This window comes from Streptomyces sp. NPDC043427 (assembly GCF_056436655.1).
Map to the genome: position 1 here is coordinate 112,730 of NZ_JBWKCC010000013.1, position 17,847 is coordinate 130,576.

Consider the following 17,847-nt stretch of genomic DNA (forward strand, 5'->3'; position numbering starts at 1 on the left):
GTGGTCGGTGCGCGAAGCGCCGATGCGGTACGGAAGGACGGTCCCCGTGACGGAGGCAGCGGAACTCCCCCCTGTGCCTGAGAAGGCGCGTGACGTATTCGGCGATCGCTACGCCGATGCGGTCCGGTACGCCGAGCTCCTGGCCGAGGCCGGGGTGCAGCGGGGGCTCATCGGCCCGCGAGAGGTGCCGCGCCTGTGGGAGAGGCACCTGCTGAACTGCGCTGTGCTCTCCGAGGTCGTGCCCGAGGGTGTGACGGTGTGCGACGTCGGCTCCGGGGCGGGGCTGCCCGGTATCCCTCTTGCCCTTGTGCGGGAGGACCTGAAGATCACGCTGCTGGAGCCGCTGCTGCGGCGCACGACCTTCCTGACCGAGGTCGTCGAGCTGCTGGGTCTGGACCATGTGACCGTCGTTCGCGGTCGCGCCGAGGAGGTCATGGGCAAGCTCACACCGGTGCATGTGGTGACGGCCCGCGCCGTGGCCCCGCTGGACCGGCTGGCCACCTGGGGCATTCCGCTCCTCAGGCCCTACGGGGAGATGCTCGCGCTCAAGGGCGACACCGCGGAGGAGGAGCTGAAGAGCGCGGCCACCGCGCTGAGCAAGCTCGGGGCGGTCGAGACATCGATCCTTCACGTCGGCGAGGGCGTCGTGGACCCGTTGTCCACCGTGGTGCGGGTGGAGGTCGGGGAGAGCCCCGGCGGTGTGCGCTTCGCTGCGAAGAAGGCCAAGGCGGCTCGAACCGGTCGTACGCGTCGCCGTCGCTGATCCGTCCTGACGACGATTCGTACTCCACACAAGCTGCCAAACCTACGCATACCGGAGTGTCGAGCCAGATCGGCCACTGCTGCTGTGCATCGTGTTTCACGTGAAACGTCGCTCACTGTTGCACGGCATCATCAGTCGTGGTCGCGCTGCGGCCGAACCCCGCGACCGTAAGCCTCTCGGTTCACTCGGAGAGGGTGTGGAGTTGTCCACAGAGGTGGATTTCTCCACAGAACACCAGGCCTCACTGGTTCACGACCCCGAAGACATGGGAGGCTCTGTTCATTGCGAGCCTGAAGTCGAGGAGAGTGAATCCTTGCGGTCCGACGCCAACATCGCGGGACCGATGACCGATCCGGTCCCCGGTCCCCGTACCGAGTCGCTGGGGGAGGATGTTTCACGTGAAACACCGCCCCCGATGGACGACACTCCCATCGGTCGTGCTGCCCAACTGGCGGTCGAGGCTCTCGGCCGCGCCGGCGAGGGCCTGCCACGGCCCGAGCAGACGCGTGTCATCGTGGTCGCCAACCAGAAGGGTGGGGTGGGAAAGACCACAACGACCGTCAACCTTGCGGCCTCCCTGGCGCTGCATGGTGGTCGTGTCCTGGTGGTCGACCTCGACCCTCAGGGCAACGCCTCCACCGCTCTCGGGATCGACCATCACGCCGATGTTCCGTCCATCTACGACGTGTTGATCGACAGTAAGCCGCTCGCCGAGGTCGTCCAGCCGGTCCCTGATGTCGAGGGTCTGTTCTGTGCCCCCGCCACGATCGATCTCGCCGGTGCGGAGATCGAGCTGGTGTCCCTGGTGGCACGGGAAAGCCGGCTGGAGAGAGCCATTCAGGCCTACGAGCAGCCGCTGGACTACATTCTCATCGACTGTCCGCCCTCCCTCGGCCTCCTGACGGTCAATGCGTTGGTGGCGGGCCAGGAGGTCCTCATCCCGATTCAGTGCGAGTACTACGCACTGGAGGGACTGGGCCAGCTGCTGCGCAATGTCGACCTGGTGCGGGGGCACCTCAACCCCACGCTGCACGTGTCGACCATCCTGCTCACCATGTACGACGGCCGGACGCGTCTCGCGTCCCAGGTCGCGGACGAGGTGCGCAGCCACTTCGGCGACGAGGTTCTACGGACGAGCATTCCCCGCTCGGTGCGTATCTCCGAGGCGCCGAGCTATGGGCAGACGGTGCTGACTTACGATCCAGGATCGAGTGGTGCCTTGTCCTATCTTGAGGCGGCACGAGAAATCGCGTTGAAGGGTGTCGGCGTCAGCTACGACGCGACGCACGCCCACATCGGCGCACAGAGCGACCCGAGCATGGTGGAGGGGATCCAGTGAGCGAGCGACGGAGGGGGTTGGGCCGTGGTCTTGGCGCACTGATCCCTGCTGCCCCGACCGAGAGGACGCCGGCATCGACCGCGGCGGGGGGCACTGCTTCCACGTCCCCCGCGGCTGTACCGGTGTTGGCGGCCGACCGAGGGGTGGCCGCGGCAAAGGTGGCCACGTTGCCACCTGTTTCACGTGAAACAGAGGAACCGTCGGTCAACGGCTCCGCGGAGACGCCTGCGGCTCCCGTGGGTGCCCACTTCGCCGAGATCCCCCTCGACTCCATCTCGCCGAACCCGCGTCAGCCGCGTGAGGTCTTCGACGAGGACGCACTGCAGGAACTCATCACTTCCATCAAGGAGGTTGGTCTCCTCCAGCCCGTCGTCGTACGGCAACTGGCTTCCGGGCGCTACGAGCTCATCATGGGTGAGCGGCGCTGGCGGGCCTGTCGTGAGGCGGGGCTCGACGCGATCCCGGCGATCGTGCGGGCCACGGAGGACGAGAAGCTTCTTCTGGACGCGCTCCTGGAGAACCTGCACCGGGCTCAGCTGAACCCGCTGGAAGAGGCCGCCGCCTACGACCAGTTGCTGCAGGACTTCAACTGCACGCACGACCAGCTCGCCGACCGCATCGGCCGTTCCCGTCCGCAGGTGTCCAACACCCTGCGCTTGCTGAAGCTGTCGCCGGCCGTTCAGCGTCGGGTAGCCGCCGGAGTTCTCTCCGCGGGGCATGCGCGGGCGCTGCTCGCCGTCGAGGACTCGGAGGAGCAGGACCGGCTTGCGCACCGGATCGTGGCCGAGGGGCTCTCGGTGCGGGCGGTCGAGGAGATCGTGACCCTCATGGGTTCGCGGCCGCAGAAGGCTCAGCGCTCCAAGGGGCCCCGCGCGGGTGCCCGGGTCTCACCGGCGCTGTCCGATCTTGCGGGCCGGCTCTCGGATCGCTTCGAGACTCGGGTGAAGGTGGACCTGGGCCAGAAGAAGGGCAAGATCACCGTCGAGTTCGCGTCCATGGAGGACCTTGAGCGGATCCTCAGCACGCTTGCTCCCGGTGAGGGCCCCGTCCTCCAGAAGAGCCTTCTGGACGGTGACTCCGAGGAGGCAGAGGACTGAGACCGACGGTCGGCCGGGTCTGCGCTCGGCCGGCCTGAGAGCGGGCTGCGCCCGGTTCACGCCGGTGACGGCCCGCTCTTTGCATTGAGGCAGTATCGATCGCATCGCATCGTGGATACGATGCGGTGGGGTATAGCGCATCCACCTGGCAACATCTCCGAGTGAGAGGCGGGGGCCTTGCGAACGATGAGCCGGACCGGACTCATGAGCGCCGGACTGGGGCTGGGGGCAGTCGGCGGATTCGTCGGCAGTCTGCTCAGGGAACGGAGCGCTCTGACAGCCGCTCGCACTGCTGCGGGCGAAGGAAGCGAGGAACAGCCTTCATGGGGCGTCGGCTCGTACCGCTCACGCTGGACAACCTTCAGGACCTTCCCCACCGCTGTCGCACGTGCGTCTTCTGGGAGCTGGACCCAGTCAGCGGTGAGGCCGCGGTAAGGGCGGGCACGTCGGCGCTGGAGAAGGAAGCCTGGATCTCCGCCGTTCTCTTGGACTGGGGCTCGTGCGGACGGGTCGTGTACGTCGATGAGGTCCCGGTCGGCTTTGTGCTCTACGCGCCGCCTGCCTATGTCCCCCGCTCGACGGCGTTCCCCACCAGCCCTGTATCGCCGGACGCGGTCCAGTTGATTACGGCGTTCATCATGCCGGGGTACCAGGGGCAGGGGCTGGGCCGGGTGATGGTCCAGACGGTCGCCAAGGATCTGCTGCGACGGGGCTTCAAAGCCATCGAGGCATTCGGCGACGCCCGCTGGAAGGAGCCGGCATGTGTCCTTCCGGCAGACCATCTGCTGTCGGTGGGCTTCAAGACGGTTCGGCCGCATCCCACGTATCCCCGCCTGAGGCTGGAGCTGAGGACGACGCTCTCCTGGAAGGAAGACGTGGAGATGGCGCTGGACCGGCTGCTGGGGGCCGTGCAGAAGGAACCAGCGCTGCGCCCGCTATGAGGTTCCAGGTTCAGGCAAGCGAATGGGCCAACCCGGAAGGGTTGGCCCATTCGTGTTTCACGTGAAACATGTCGCCGCTTCGGCGACCAGGAACGTCACTCGGCGATGAAGTCCTCGAGGTCACGAACGATCGCGGCCTTCGGCTTGGCGCCGACGATGGTCTTCGCGACCTCGCCGTTGTGGTAGACGTTCAGCGTCGGGATCGACATGACACCGTACTTGGCGGCCGTACCCGGGTTCTCGTCGATGTTCAGCTTGACGATCTCGATCTTGTCGCCGTACTCGGCGGCAATGGCCTCGAGGGACGGAGCGATCTGGCGGCACGGACCGCACCAGGCGGCCCAGAAGTCCACCAGGACGGGCTTGTCGTTCTTGAGGACGTCCTGCTCGAAGGAGTCGTCGGTCACGTTCTTGAGGGTGCCGGCCACAGCGGGCTCCTTACTGGTTGGTGCGTGGGGCGGATGGGGGTCAGACAGCGGTCTTCTCGGGCTCGGCCTTCTCCTCGTCCGCGAGGGCGGCGAGGAAACGCTCGGCGTCGAGAGCAGCGGAGCAGCCGGTGCCGGCGGCGGTGATCGCCTGACGGTAGGTGTGGTCGACCACGTCACCGGCGCCGAAGACACCGGTCAGGTTGGTTCGGGTCGACGGTGCCTCGACCTTCAGGTAGCCCTCCTCGTCGAGGTCCAGCTGGCCCTTGAACAGCTCGGTGCGAGGGTCGTGGCCGATCGCGATGAACAGGCCGGTCACCGGCAGGTCGGAGAGCTCGCCGGTCTTGACGTTGCGCAGCTTCAGACCGGACAGCTTCTGGTCGCCCTGGACCTCGGCGACCTCGCTGTCCCAGACGAACGAGATCTTCGGGTCGGCAAAGGCGCGTTCCTGCATCGCCTTGGAGGCGCGCAGAGTGTCCCGGCGGTGGACGATCGTCACGGACTTGGCGAAGCGCGAGAGGAAGGTGGCCTCCTCCATCGCGGTGTCACCGCCGCCGATGACGGCGATGTCCTGGTCCTTGAAGAAGAAGCCGTCACAGGTGGCGCACCAGGAGACACCCCGGCCGGAGAGGGCGTCCTCGTTCGGTAGGCCGAGCTTTCGGTGCTGGGACCCGGTGGTGACGATGACGGCCTTCGCTTTGTGGACCGTACCGGCGGTGTCCGTGACCGTCTTGATCTCGCCGGCCAGGTCCACGGAGACGACGTCGTCCGGGATGAGCTCGGCGCCGAAGCGCTCGGCCTGGGCGCGCATGTTGTCCATGAGCTCGGGGCCCATGATGCCGCTCTGGAAGCCCGGGAAGTTCTCCACCTCGGTCGTGTTCATCAGCGCACCACCCGCGGTGACGGCTCCCTCGAACACCAGCGGCTTCAGCGATGCTCGCGCGGTGTAGAGCGCCGCGGTGTAGCCGGCGGGCCCGGAGCCGATGATGATCACGTTACGGACGTCGCTCACGGCTTGATTCCTCGTCTCTGGTCTGCATCGGTCGACCGGTGGGAGCCTGTCTGAACTCTCACCCCACCCAACGGATCCTAAGGGGCGCGCATTCCCGGTGTGTCCGGGCACACGGCCAGGCGACACCGTACGGGATACCACGCAGCACAGAGGCGAAGCCCTGACGCTCAGGGACGTGTGTAGGAGTCCTTGAGAAGGATCTCTGCCTTGGTGGCGGACGGGTGTGCCACACACGCAGATTCCACGACGTACGCGGTGACCCGGGTCGCGTCGGAGGTGTCAGGCAGGACGACGAGCAGAACGTCCTGCCCCTCGTACACGCCCTCCTGGGTGGCCAGCGCCTGGTCGCTCCGACCGATGCCCTTCTGGATGCACGGGGGAACCATGGGCTGCCTGAAAATCTTGGGGCTCGCGCCGTCGGGGCCGCCCTCCACGCCCTGATCCGGGGTGCGTGAACCTCCCCCGGAGCTCTTGCTCTTGGCAAGGAGGCCCTCAACCTGCTTCTCCAGCTTTCCCTCGGAGAACGTGTCGGCGGCGGTGGTGTGTCGGCCCTCTGCCTTGGGACCGGAAGGGGACCCGCCCATCAGCGAGGTCAGCAGCACGGACCCGAGCCCCAGGGCGGCGGCCGTGAAGGCGGCGCCGAACACCGCGACCTTGCGGCGCTTGCCCCGCAGACGGTTCTTGCGGCCCGGGCCGGTGGCGGAGCCGCGGGCGTGGCCTGCTGGACGATCCGCTGCGGGCGATGTTTCACGTGAAACGCGCCTGCTGTCGTCGATGCTGGAGACCGCCTGGGCCGTGTAGTCCCGGGCCGTGTCGCCCGGCGTCGGTGCATCCGGGTGATCGGGCGCCGTGGCGTTCAGCAGGGCCTCGGCGGCGAGAGCCGCGTCGATACGGCCCGCGACATCGGCCGGCATGCGGGGCGGGCCCGGGACGGAGCCGAGCAGACTGTGAATCTCCTCCAGGGAGGCGTGGACGTCCGCGCACAGCTCACAGTCGTCCAGATGCCGCCGTACGTCTGCGCTGCGGGACGGGGGGAGCAGGCCCTCGGTGAGGTCGGAGATCTCCGCGACGTCCGGGTGCCCGGCCGTGTCTGTCGTGGATGTCACGCTCGCCCACCTCCGCCCTTCACAGCAGCTGAATCGCTTGACCCTGGATCACGGGGGCCCGTGTCGTGCGGGCCCGCTGCAGGTGGGACGGATGTCCCCTGCGCCCGGTTCCGTCCCTGGCCCGGTTGCGTGGTCTCACCGGTGTTTTCCGGCCGCAGATGGGTGAGCAGAGGGAGGAGTCTGGCTCTGCCCCGGGCGCAGCGGCTCTTCACCGTTCCGGTCGGGACGTCGAGCATGCGGGCGGCTTCGGCGACCGGGTAGCCCTGCATGTCCACCAGGACGAGGGCCGCCCGCTGATCGGGTGGGAGGGTGCCGAGTGCTTCGAGGAGCTGGCGGTGCAGATCGTTGCGCTCCGCCGGGGCCGAGGCCGACTCGTGCGGCTCCAGCAACTGTTCCAGCCGCTCGGTGTCGTCGACCGGCGAGGTCTTCCGAGAGGCGGCCTTGCGGGCACGGTCGAGGCAGGCGTTCACCGTGATGCGGTGCAGCCATGTTGTGACGGCCGACTGGCCGCGGAAGGTGTGGGCGGCCCGGTAGGCGGAGACGAGGGCGTCCTGGACCGCGTCAGCGGCTTCCTCGCGGTCCCCCAGTGTGCGCAGCGCCACCGCCCACAGCCGGTCGCGGTGTCGCCGTACGAGCTCACCGAAGGCGTCGGGGTCGCCTTCGACGTGACGGGCGAGCAGATCCTGATCGCTCGTCTCGTCGTATCCGGCGCCTTCCGCCATCGGACCTCCTCCCCCTTCGGTGAGACGTCAGCCCGTGAACTTCACGTCGGTGATGGCCTGCTTGTATCCGGAGGTGCTGTAGCCGTCGGTGGGTGCCTTCGGCACGGCCGTCACCCACAGCAGCACGTACTGCGTCTTCACCGTCTTCGACGCCTTCGACGCCTTCACGTGGAGAGAGGTGGCACTCGTGGTGGCGGTTCCGATCTCCTCCATCCCTTCGATCCCCGTCGACGGGGAGAGCGAGTCCGTGGCGTAGAGGTGAACCGTCGTGTGGTCGCCCGGGTATCGGAGCCCTATTGACGCGGCCGAGACCTGCTGGGACGAGCCGAGGTCGTAGACGATGCCCACACCCGGCTTGTAGGGAGCCAGCGTCGGACCGCCGTTGTAGCGCTTGGTGCGCCAGAACGTGGAGCTGTCCGAGTCGTAGGTGTTCGCGACGTCCTCGGGCGCCTGGGCGTCTCCGCTCGCCACGTACTCCTGTGCGCCCTTGATGGGGAGGGTCTTGACCGGCTTGGTCTTGTCGCCGTTCTTGTCGTTCCCGTCGGTGGTCTGCGTCTGGTTGGTGTCGTCGGACTGGTTGCCCTGATCCATGAGGGCATCCGCCAGCTGCCAACTGCCCAGGCCCAGCGCCGCGATGAGTAGCGCCGAGACGGCCCACTTCAGGGCCCTGCCGGTACGGCTCTGCAGCGGGGGCGGCGGCGCCTGAACCGGCTGGGTGGCACCGGGGTGCGGCGCGGAACGGCCGTAGGTGCCCTGCTGGTACGTGGTGCGCTGGTACTCGGGCGGCGCGGGGAACGCGGGCTCCGGCGGGCGGATGCGGGGCATCTCGCCGATCGCCTTCACCAGCTCCTCCGGCGTGGTGCACGGGGACTCGTGGCGGGAGGCCGTCGCGCCGTCGTTGGCGAGCGCGCGCATCGACAGCTCCGACAGACCGCGATGGATGCCGGCACGCACCTGGTCCGGTGCGATCAGACCGACGTCCTTGGGGAGCCCGGACAGGCCGTAGGCGTCGCTCTCGTACGGCCAGCGCTGGGTGAGCGCGGCGTACAGCAGGGCGCCGATCGCCTCGGTGTCGGTGCGCTGCGGGGTGTCGGAGCTGATGCCACGCAGGGCCGCGTTCACGGCGAGACCGCGGATGCGCCACTGGCCGGTCGAGGCGCGCAGGACGGCGTTGGGGTTCAGACGGAGATGAGCCAGGCCCTCGCGGTGCGCGGCGGCCATGGCGGAGGCGATCTGACTGACCATCTGGTAGGCGTCGTGCGGCTCCATCGGACCGGAGGCGAGGAGCGTGGTCAGCTCGGTGGCGTCGGGCAGCCACTCGTGCACGACGTAGACGAGGTCGTTCTCCTCGACGGCGTCCAGGACCTGGACGAAGCGGGGATCCCCGAGCAGCGCGGAGGAGCGGGCCGCGGCCAGCACGGAACGCGCCCGCGTGTGGTCGGCGGGCAGGATGTGGACGCCGACGGCGCGACGTAGTTTCTCGTCGACCGCACGCCAACTGCTGAAACCGTCCAGACGGGTGACGCACTCCTCAAGGCGGTAGCGTCTGGCGAGTTTGTGGCCGCTGTGCAGCTCGGGCGGTGAGGCCTTACCGGGACCCTGGGTCCCGCCACTCCCCTGTGCCTCGTCGTTGTCCGTGTCCCGCTCCCGGTTCTGGGCCACCCCGTCGGCCGTGGACTGGTCCGCCTGTGCGGTCAGCGGCTTGTCGCCGCTGTTGTCTGCCACGTCGACGGCAGCCGTGCTCCGTTCCGCCACCGTCGTTCCTGCCTCCCCATCCAATGCGCGCCGTTCGACAACCGTGCGCGCCGTCCGACGCCGAAACCAATTGTGCCCACAGTCCGCCGCTATGCACGACACGCGGTGGCGGACGATGGTTGTGCGCTTACCCCCTCTCAGCGGCCCAGCCGCCCGCGCACCATGCCCACGAGCGAGTTGAGCTCCTCGATACGCATGCGGCGGGCGGCCATGTAGAAGACGGCGAGAAGGACGGCACCACCGGCGATGAGCGCCGCGAAGGAGCCGAGGACGCCCTGGCCCAGCGTGTGTCCGATGCCGTAGCAGGCCGCGCCGCTGAGCAGCGCGGCGGGCACCGAGGCGATGCTCAGCCGTGCGTAGGTCCGCAGGACTCGGGCGCCGTCCACGTCGCCTCCCAGGCGCTTGCGCAGGCGACGCCAGGCGACGCCGACGCCGATCAGGTAGGCGAGGCCGTACGAGGCGGCCATGCCGACCACGGCCCAGCGGGCCGGGAGCACGAGGTAGCAGGCGCCGGAGGCGGCGGCGTTGACGGCCGCCACGATCACCGTGTTGTAGAACGGCGTCCGGGTGTCCTCGTAGGCGTAGAAGGCGCGCAGGACGACGTACTGCACGGAGTACGGGATCAGGCCGAGACCGAAGGCCATCAGCATGTACCCCATGTTGGTCGCCTCGCTGGTGCCCGAGGAGCCGAAGACCAGGGTGCACATCGGGATGCCGAGGGACACGAAGCCGAAGGCGATGGGCACGATCGCGACGGCCGTCGTGCGCAGGCCCTGGGAGATGTCGTCGCGGACGGCGCCCGAGTCGTCCTCGGCCGCCGAGCGCGAGATGCGCGGCAGCAGCGCGGCCATCAGGGAGACGGTGATGATGGCCTGCGGCAGGCCCCAGATCAGCTGGGCGTTGGCGTAGGCGGCGAAGCTGGTGCCTTTGACGTGGGACTCGGTACCGGCGGCGATGGACAGCTGGGTGACCACGAGCGCGCCCGCCTGGTTGGCGAGGACGAACAGGATGGTCCACTTGGCGAGCATCGCGGCCTTGCCGAGACCGTGGCCCTTCCAGTCGAAGCGCAGCCGCATCCGGAAGCCGGTCTCGCGCAGGTACGGAATCATCGCGAGGGCCTGGACGACCAGACCGAGCAGAATGCCGACGCCGAGGAGGCGCTGACCCTCCGGCGGGATGTTCGTGACCTCCATGCCGGAGTCCGCCGAGGTGCCGTACACCCAGATGAACATGCCGAGCGTCACGATGATGACGATGTTGTTCAGGACCGGGGTCCACATCATCGCGCCGAACTTCCCCCGGGCGTTGAGGATCTGTCCCATCACCACGTGGATGCCCATGAAGAAGATCGAGGGCAGGAAGTAGCGGGTGAAGGTGATGGCGACCTCGTTGGCCGCGGGGTTCTCGGCGACCGGGTTCGCCAGCATGCGGACCAGCAGCGGGGCCGCGAACATCGCGAGTCCCGTGAGCGCGGCCAGAGCCACCATCACGAGGGTCAGCAGACGGTTGGCGAAGGCCTCACCGCCGTCGTCGTCCTCCTTCATGGCGCGCACGAGCTGCGGCACGAAGACGGAGTTGAGGCCGCCGCCGACGGTCAGGATATAGATCATCGTCGGCAGCTGGTACGCGACCTGGAAGGAGTCGCCGAGGAACCCGAGGCCCAGGGCCGACACGATCAGCGCCGAGCGGACGAAACCGGTCAGGCGGGAGACCATGGTGCCCGCCGCCATCACGGCGCTGGACTTCAGCAGACCCGCCGCCTTGCCGCCCTTCTTGGCCGCCGGTGCGGGCGCCGGGACAGGTGGCGCCTCGGGCTCGGGCGCCGCTGTCGGCGCCTGGTACTGCGGTGGTCCCTGGTACTGCGACGGTCCCTGGCCCCCGACCGGAGCCGCGGCCGGGCCGGGAACCGCCGGCGACTCCACCGACGGGTGCAGGCCACCCTGCGGCAGACCGCCCTGCTGCTGGTCCCGGAAGAGGTGCGCGAAGGCGTCCGGCTCGTGACGCTCCTCGCCGGCCTGACTGACCAGGTCGTCGACGCCCACGAACTGGGTGGTGCGAGGGTCGTCGCCGTACGGCAGGTACTGGGTCGGGCCCCCCGGCTCCGGCGCCGGGGTCTGCGCCCACACCTGCGGGTCCGGGGCGTACGGCGACTGCGGCGGCCGGCCGTAGAGCGGCTGCTGCGGCTGGTACGTGCCCGGAGGCGGCGGGGGGTGCGCGGCACGGTCGTAGAGCGCCTCGGCGACCGGGTCCTGGGCGGAGAGGTCCTGTGCCTGGTAGGGGTCCTGGCTGTAGGCGTCCTGGAGGTACATGTCCGCGGGGTGCTGCGGCGGCACCTGACCGTGCTCGGGCGGCGGGCCCTCGGGGTACCCCGAGCTGCCCGCGGCCTGGCCGCGGTCACCGTCGTACGGCGCGTTCATGGTTACCCCACCTCATCGTCCCCGGCCCACCGGCCACGACATCCTCAACGGTCCACTCTCTCACCCGTGCCGGACGGGTCGGCGTTTTCCGCTGCGGTGTCCGGGGTCGGGTCACTCGGCTGCTCCGGGTCGCCTGCCCCGGACCGAGCGCCGGACTCTTTCCTGAGACGGTCCATGGTGCCCTCGGGGTTCTCCGGGCCGTCGGCGGCCTCTCCGGCCTCGGGGTCGGGGCCGTCCTCCTCGGCGTCCCGGGCTGCAGCGCGCTTGCGCTGCGTGTACATACGGAAGCCGGCGAGGACGAGCAGCAGGACGCCGCCGCCGATGACCAGCATCACGGTGGCTGTGATCTCGGTGACCTTCACGTCGAAGGTGACGGCGTCACCGTAGGCCTGGCCGTCCTCCGTGTACAGCTGGGCGATCACCGTGGCCCGCCCGTTGGCATTGGCGGACGTGGTGAACTTCACCGTCTGGCTGTGCCCGCCGGAGACCGTGATCGGCTGCTCGTCGTAGTCCTCGCCGCCGATCTTGAGGCGGGTGGGGTTCGTCGAGGTGAGCCGCAACACCAGGTGGTCGACGCCCTGCACCAGGTTGTTCTGCACCGTCACGGGGATCGTGGCACTGCGGCCGGAGAGCTTGGTCTCGGACTTGTCGATCAGCTTGACCTGCTCGGCCAAGTCGTCGAGATACGCCTCCACGCCCTGGCGGAAGGTGCTCGCCTCGGTGCTCCGCCCACGCCACGAGGTGGACATCTCCCGGTTGAGGGCCCGCCCGAAGGGGGTCACCACGCGCGATTCGTCGGTGAGGATCACCTGGAACCGGTCGAGCTTGTCCTGGGTGTTCGCGATCACGCCGAAGGCCGACCGCGGCAGCTGTTGCTTGCGCAGCGAGGAGGGGTAGGCGTCCGGGACCTTCGTGGTGGCGCCCGGGTCAGGCTTGGCCTTGGCGGCCGCCGTGAGGCCCTGGGACTCCGACCAGGTGCTGTCCTGGAGCGTTGTCAGCGCCTCGGCCATGGTCTTCGCCTGGCTCGCGGTGGGCATGCGTTGCGGGGCGACGACGATGCTGCGCTGCTTGTTCGTCTGCAGATCCAGCGCCAGGCTCTGCGCGAGGAACTGCTGCACGGCGAGCGTCGACGAGGACGCCTTCGTCAGGTCGCCCTGGAAGGCCGTCGACATCCGGGCGTCCGCGACCACCGCCGTCGTACCGCCGCCGATGGGGCGGGCCGCGGAGGGCGTGTACGTCAGGCCGCCCGTCTCCGTCAGGCTGTCACCGCGCGCGATCACCTTGTCCGCGCCGGCGGAGGTGGCGACCTTGACGATCGACGGGTCGACGGCGCCGTCCACGGGCCAGGCGAAATCGGTGCTCGGCGTCACATGGAGGATCGTCCCCACCGTGGTGGCGGCGACGTCGGTGGCCTCCTTGAGCTGGCTCAGGGAACCGGTGACGTTCGTGCCGTTGTGGGCGAGGGAGGCCACATCCGGGTCGGCGAAGGGCAGGGCGACGACCTCCTTGCCCGCCACCGCCTTCTGCACCTCGTCGAGCCACCGCTTGGCGACCGCCTGGTGTGTGCCCACCGTGGTGGTGTCGCCCGCGCCGCGAATCCGGTAGCCGTCCACCATCGCGTCGACGGACGCCAGCAGGTCGGGGTCGATCACCCAGGTGACGTCGAGGTCCTTGCCCAGCGAGACCATCTGGTCCAGCCGACCGCCGGGGGCGATCTCCTTGGCGAGGTCGTCGTTGGAGAACACCGGCGTCTGCTGCTCGTTGGACCCGGTCTCCGCCGTCATGTGCGCCGTGGAGATCAGCGGCCACAGAGCCGTGGTCCTCGTCCTCGTCTCCGCCTCGTCCGGCTGCCACGGCAGGAACGTGCGCTGGATGCCCAGCACCTGGTCCCACGACTGTGCAGACGTCTGACCGGAGAGCGAGACCCCGAGCGGGTAGACACCGTCCTCACCCAGGTCCAGCTTGTCGACCGGTACGGAGATGCTGAACGGCTCTGCGACGCCGGGGGCGAGCTTGGAGAACTTCTCGACGTACTTGCCGCCCACCTCGGAGCCGTCGGCGCCCGGCATGTAGTCGGTGCGCTTGGCGGTGGAGTCGATCGCCGAGCGGGTGGGCAGCGCGGACCCCACCCGCAGGCCCACGTGGGCGTCGGTGACCGCCTGCTTGCCGTTGTTCGTGACCGTGCCGGAGACGGTCACGGTGTCCCCCTCGGCGGGGGCGCTGGGGCTGAGGGAGTCGACGGAGACAGCCACCGTGCCCGAGCCCGAGGCGTCGCGCATGGCGTCCTGGCCGGCGGCCTGCGCGGGCGAGGAGGCGGGCAGCTGGAGCAGACCGGCCAGCAGAGGCGCCCCGGCGAGCAGTGCGCCGGTGCGCCGCAGCCACCGGCGGGCAGGTGAGGGACTCATCCCCTGGAAGTCTGCCGCCTCGGCCACGCGTTCGCCCGTCCCTCGTCGTCGTCAGTGGTCGTCGGAATGTGCGTCCACGCATGGTAACGATGCGCGCTGAGGGGAAGTGCCGCGGTCTGCTCCACAAGATCGGAGAAGGCGGGCGGGCCGTCCCCTATATCCCCGTTTGAAGGGAGCGCCCCTCCGCCCGCCGCCCGCGTCGATCCTGTGTGGGTATGGGGGAGGTCTCTGCACCCTCTTCCCGGAGGCCCCGGCCCGTAATGGGGGCGCTGGCGGCGCGCCCGGCCACGTACCCTCTTCTGTTGTGCCGAACGCCAACGAAGACAACCTCAGTGCCCTGAGCCAGGTGCAGCACCGCGCGGTGAGTGAACTGCTGCGGGTCGCTCCTGTCGCCGACGACCTCGCCCGCCGCTTCCGGGAAGCCGGGTTCTCACTCGCCCTGGTCGGCGGCTCGGTCCGGGACGCGCTGCTCGGCCGGCTCGGCAACGACCTGGACTTCACGACCGACGCCCGCCCCGAGGACGTCCTCAAGATCGTTCGGCCGTGGGCGGACGCCGTGTGGGAGGTCGGGATCGCGTTCGGCACGGTCGGTGCACACAAGAGTGCCCGTGTCGGAGACGCTGATCGAACCTTTCAGATCGAGGTGACCACCTACCGGTCGGAGGCTTACGACCGCACCTCGCGCAAGCCCGAGGTGTCCTACGGCGACTCGATCGAGCAGGACCTCGTCCGCCGTGACTTCACCGTGAACGCGATGGCCCTGGCGCTCCCGGAGAAAGAGTTCATCGACCCGCACGGCGGCCTTGGCGACCTCGCGGAGCGGGTGCTGCGCACCCCGGGCACTCCGGAGGAGTCCTTCTCCGACGACCCGCTGCGGATGATGCGCGCCGCACGCTTCGCCGCACAGCTCGACTTCGAGGTCGCCCCTGAGGTCGTCACCGCGATGAGCGAGATGGCCGACCGTATCGAGATCGTCTCGGCGGAGCGGGTCCGGGACGAGCTGAACAAGCTGATCCTTTCCGCGAACCCACGCAAGGGACTGGCCCTGCTGGCCGACACCGGGCTCGCCGACCACGTGCTGCCCGAGCTGCCCGCCCTGCGGCTGGAGAGCGACGAACACCACCGTCACAAGGACGTCTACGAGCACACCCTGATCGTTGTGGAGCAGGCGATCGCGCTGGAGGAGAACGGTCCCGACCTGACCCTCCGCCTGGCCGCCCTGCTGCACGACATCGGCAAGCCGCGCACTCGTCGCTTCGAAAAGGACGGCCGGGTCTCGTTCCACCACCACGAGGTGGTCGGGGCCAAGATGACCAAGAAGCGCATGGCGGCGCTGAAGTACTCCAACGAGCTGGTGAAGGACGTCTCGCGGCTGGTCGAACTCCACCTGCGCTTCCACGGGTACGGCACCGGTGAGTGGACGGACTCCGCGGTCCGTCGCTACGTCCGTGACGCCGGCCCGCTTCTCGACCGTCTCCACAAGCTGACCCGCTCGGACTGCACGACGCGCAACAAGCGCAAGGCGGCCGCACTCTCACGCGCGTACGACGGCCTGGAGGAGCGCATCGCCCAGCTCCAGGAACAGGAGGAGCTGGACGCGATCCGACCCGACCTCGACGGTAACCAGATCATGGAGATCCTGGGCGTCGGACCGGGGCCGGCGGTCGGCAAGGCATACAAGCACATGCTGGAGCTGCGCCTGGAGAACGGTCCGATGGAGCGTGCAGCGGCGGAGGCGGCGCTCAAGGAGTGGTGGGCCGACGAGCAGAGCTGAGCGCGCGAAACGGGGTCATGTTTCACGTGAAACATGACCCCGTGCAGGATGCGCGAAGGGGCGGTGTTTCACGTGAAACACCGCCCCATTGCCGTCTGCCGACTTGTCCCTCTACTTGTCCTTCAGGCAGAGCAGGAAGTCACTGCCGTCGCCGCTCTCGGTGTACGAGTACTGGAAGTCCTTGGCCTTCTCCGTGCACTTGGTCTCGGCGGCGCTCGCGGTGTAGTCGCCCTCGATCTTGGCGAGCACGACGTACTGAGCCTTCGAGGACTTGCAGTCGACGACCTCGAGGTCCGGGTTGTTGTCGTCGGTGCTGCCACGGTGCATGCAGTCGCCGACCGCCGCCGTGTTGGCGTCGTCGCGGCTGTTTATGTAGCCGCCGATGGCCACACCGGCGACGACGAGGACGATGACGACGTTCTTGATCAGCTTGAAGCTGACCTTACGGCGCGGCTGCTCCGGCGGGACCGGGGCGTACGGAGCGGCACCCTGCGGGAAGCCGGGCTGGACGGGCTGCGTCGGGTAGCCACCCTGGGGCGGATACGGGGCCTGGCCCTGGGGCTGCTGGCCCTGAGCGAACGGGTTGCCCTGGGGCGGCGGAGTAGACACTTGGGGGTCCCCCTAGAACGTGGGCGCGCGGGAACAAATGTCCGCGTGGCGCGAAGTAAGACGCACGTAAATTACAGGCCACCACTGACAACCTTGTAGCCGAGGGGAACTTCGTGGCTTTGATGTGACACTTATCGGCGCTCAAAACGGTCCATAGTCATAGCAACTGCCCCGTAGGTAACGGCGACTGTGACCACCAGCGGCACCGAGCGGCCGTCCGGGGGCAGCATCAGCGCGGCCACCCCGGCGGCACCGACGAAGGCGACGTTGAACAGCACGTCGTAAACGGAGAAGATTCGGCCGCGGAAGCCGTCCTCCACGGAGAACTGGACGATGGTGTCCGTGGCGATCTTCGCCCCCTGCGTGGAGAGCCCCAGTAGGAACGCCGCGGCCATGAGTGGGGCTTCGATGAACGGCAGCCCCAACGGGGGTACCAGGACGGCGGCAGCCGTCGCGCAGACGACGATCCAACGGCCCGGCCCGAGCCGCCTCGCGGTGGAGGGCGTGACGACGGCCGCCGCGAAGAAGCCCGCGCCGGAGATGCCCACGGCCAGACCGAGGAGTCCCAACCCTTCGTCCGAGTCGGTCGTCCAGGCGTACCGACAGAGCATCAGAACCATGACGGTCAGGGCGCCGTAGCAGAACCGCATCAGCGTCATCGAGGCGAGCGCCCAGGCGGCTTCCCGTCTCCTCGGTTCAGCGAGGTGCCGTACACCGGCCACGAGACCCCGTGCGGTGCCGGTGAGTGCCGCGGTCAGCCGAGGCGGCACCAACTCACGGTCGGGCCCCAGCAGTCCCGGTGCGATGCGCAGTGAGGCGAGCGCGGCGCACAGATAGAGCGCGGAGCCCAGCAGCACCACGGCGGCGTCGGAGTCCGAGGCCACCAGCCGCACGACGAAGGCGAGGCCTCCGCCCGCCGTTGCGGCGAGCGTTCCGGCCGTCGGGGACAGGGAGTTGGCCATCACCAGGCGTTCGGCGTCGACGACCCGGGGCAGCGCGGCGGACAGGCCCGCCAGGACGAAGCGGTTGACGGCGGTGACACACAGGGCCGAGATGTAGAAGAGCCAGTCCGGGACGTGACTGACCATCAAGGCGGCGGTCACGGACGCCAGCAGGGCGCGCATCAGGTTGCCGTACACGAAGACCTGGCGACGGCGCCAGCGGTCCAGCAGGACGCCGGCGAACGGGCCCACGAGCGAGTACGGAAGCAGCAGGACCGCCATCGCGGAGGCGATCGCTGTGGCGGAGGTCTGCTTCTCGGGGGAGAAGACGACGTACGTGGCGAGCCCGACCTGGTAGACGCCGTCGGCTCCCTGGGAGAGCAGCCGTACCGAGAGCAGTCGCCGGAAGTCCCGGAAGCGCAGCAGGACGCGCAGATCACGGACGACGGACATGGGGCACAGCCTCACATACGGGGAGGGTCCCCGGGTCGTGCGACCCGGGGACCCTCGACAGCCCTGGCAGGAGCGTTTTTCAGCGAGC

Annotated in this window: 14 protein-coding genes; 5 read left to right on the forward strand and 9 right to left on the reverse strand. The window is 68.9% G+C overall.

All coding sequences use genetic code 11. The annotated features are described in order from the left end of the window. Positions 1-46: 46 nt before the first annotated feature. The 4 genes from rsmG (at position 47) to AC067M_RS21865 (ending at position 4,140) form a co-directional block, all read left to right on the forward strand. A complete protein-coding gene (rsmG, locus tag AC067M_RS21850; RefSeq protein ID WP_478698672.1) occupies positions 47-763 on the forward strand; it encodes a 16S rRNA (guanine(527)-N(7))-methyltransferase RsmG in 717 nt (238 codons plus the stop codon). A gap of 265 nt (positions 764-1,028) precedes the next feature. Next, positions 1,029-2,102, forward strand: coding sequence for a ParA family protein (locus tag AC067M_RS21855; protein ID WP_478698755.1), 1,074 nt, complete (start codon positions 1,029-1,031; stop codon positions 2,100-2,102). After that, positions 2,099-3,199 carry a ParB/RepB/Spo0J family partition protein gene (locus AC067M_RS21860; protein WP_478698673.1) on the forward strand — a complete coding sequence of 367 codons (1,101 nt, stop codon included), beginning with the start codon at positions 2,099-2,101 and terminating at the stop codon, positions 3,197-3,199. Before AC067M_RS21855 ends, AC067M_RS21860 begins: the two co-directional genes overlap by 4 nt. Positions 3,200-3,522: 323 nt before the next feature. Continuing rightward, the gene (locus tag AC067M_RS21865) at positions 3,523-4,140 is read left to right on the forward strand and encodes a GNAT family N-acetyltransferase (RefSeq protein WP_478698674.1); all 618 of its coding nucleotides are present in this window, start codon (positions 3,523-3,525) and stop codon (positions 4,138-4,140) included. 95 nt (positions 4,141-4,235) lie between these two features. Here the strand turns inward: AC067M_RS21865 and trxA are convergent, their stop codons facing one another. The 7 genes from trxA to AC067M_RS21900 all read right to left on the reverse strand — a co-directional run bounded on the left by trxA (position 4,236) and on the right by AC067M_RS21900 (position 14,009). Continuing rightward, positions 4,236-4,568, reverse strand: a complete 333-nt coding sequence (gene trxA / locus AC067M_RS21870) for a thioredoxin (protein ID WP_478698675.1) — start codon at positions 4,566-4,568, stop codon at positions 4,236-4,238. Between the two features lie 40 nt (positions 4,569-4,608). Continuing rightward, positions 4,609-5,577, reverse strand: coding sequence for a thioredoxin-disulfide reductase (gene trxB, locus AC067M_RS21875; protein WP_478698676.1), 969 nt, complete (start codon positions 5,575-5,577; stop codon positions 4,609-4,611). 167 nt (positions 5,578-5,744) lie between these two features. Next, positions 5,745-6,683, reverse strand: a complete 939-nt coding sequence (locus AC067M_RS21880; RefSeq protein WP_478698677.1) for an anti-sigma factor — start codon at positions 6,681-6,683, stop codon at positions 5,745-5,747. Next, on the reverse strand, positions 6,680-7,405 hold the full coding sequence (gene sigM / locus AC067M_RS21885; RefSeq protein WP_478698678.1) for an RNA polymerase sigma factor SigM: 726 nt from the start codon (positions 7,403-7,405) through the stop codon (positions 6,680-6,682). Before sigM ends, AC067M_RS21880 begins: the two co-directional genes overlap by 4 nt. 27 nt (positions 7,406-7,432) lie before the next feature. Next, positions 7,433-9,160 (reverse strand): protein kinase family protein, encoded by a 1,728-nt coding sequence (locus AC067M_RS21890; protein WP_478698679.1) that lies wholly within the window; start codon positions 9,158-9,160, stop codon positions 7,433-7,435. A 137-nt stretch (positions 9,161-9,297) separates the two neighbouring features. Then, positions 9,298-11,577: a murein biosynthesis integral membrane protein MurJ gene (murJ, locus tag AC067M_RS21895; RefSeq protein ID WP_478698680.1), complete on the reverse strand. Its 2,280-nt coding sequence runs from the start codon at positions 11,575-11,577 to the stop codon at positions 9,298-9,300. Positions 11,578-11,621: 44 nt separating this feature from the next. Next, positions 11,622-14,009: a DUF6049 family protein gene (locus AC067M_RS21900; protein WP_478698681.1), complete on the reverse strand. Its 2,388-nt coding sequence runs from the start codon at positions 14,007-14,009 to the stop codon at positions 11,622-11,624. Positions 14,010-14,286: 277 nt separating this feature from the next. On the opposite strand from AC067M_RS21900, the gene AC067M_RS21905 reads away from it, so the two are divergent. Continuing rightward, positions 14,287-15,756: a CCA tRNA nucleotidyltransferase gene (locus AC067M_RS21905; protein ID WP_478698682.1), complete on the forward strand. Its 1,470-nt coding sequence runs from the start codon at positions 14,287-14,289 to the stop codon at positions 15,754-15,756. 111 nt (positions 15,757-15,867) lie between these two features. Here the strand turns inward: AC067M_RS21905 and AC067M_RS21910 are convergent, their stop codons facing one another. Together AC067M_RS21910 and AC067M_RS21915 are read right to left on the reverse strand one after the other, a co-directional pair. Beyond that, entirely contained in the window at positions 15,868-16,365 is a 498-nt protein-coding gene (locus AC067M_RS21910) for an LppU/SCO3897 family protein (RefSeq protein ID WP_478698683.1), read from the reverse strand. A 131-nt stretch (positions 16,366-16,496) separates the two neighbouring features. Continuing rightward, positions 16,497-17,759, reverse strand: a complete 1,263-nt coding sequence (locus AC067M_RS21915) for an MFS transporter (RefSeq protein ID WP_478698684.1) — start codon at positions 17,757-17,759, stop codon at positions 16,497-16,499. Positions 17,760-17,847 lie beyond the last annotated feature (88 nt).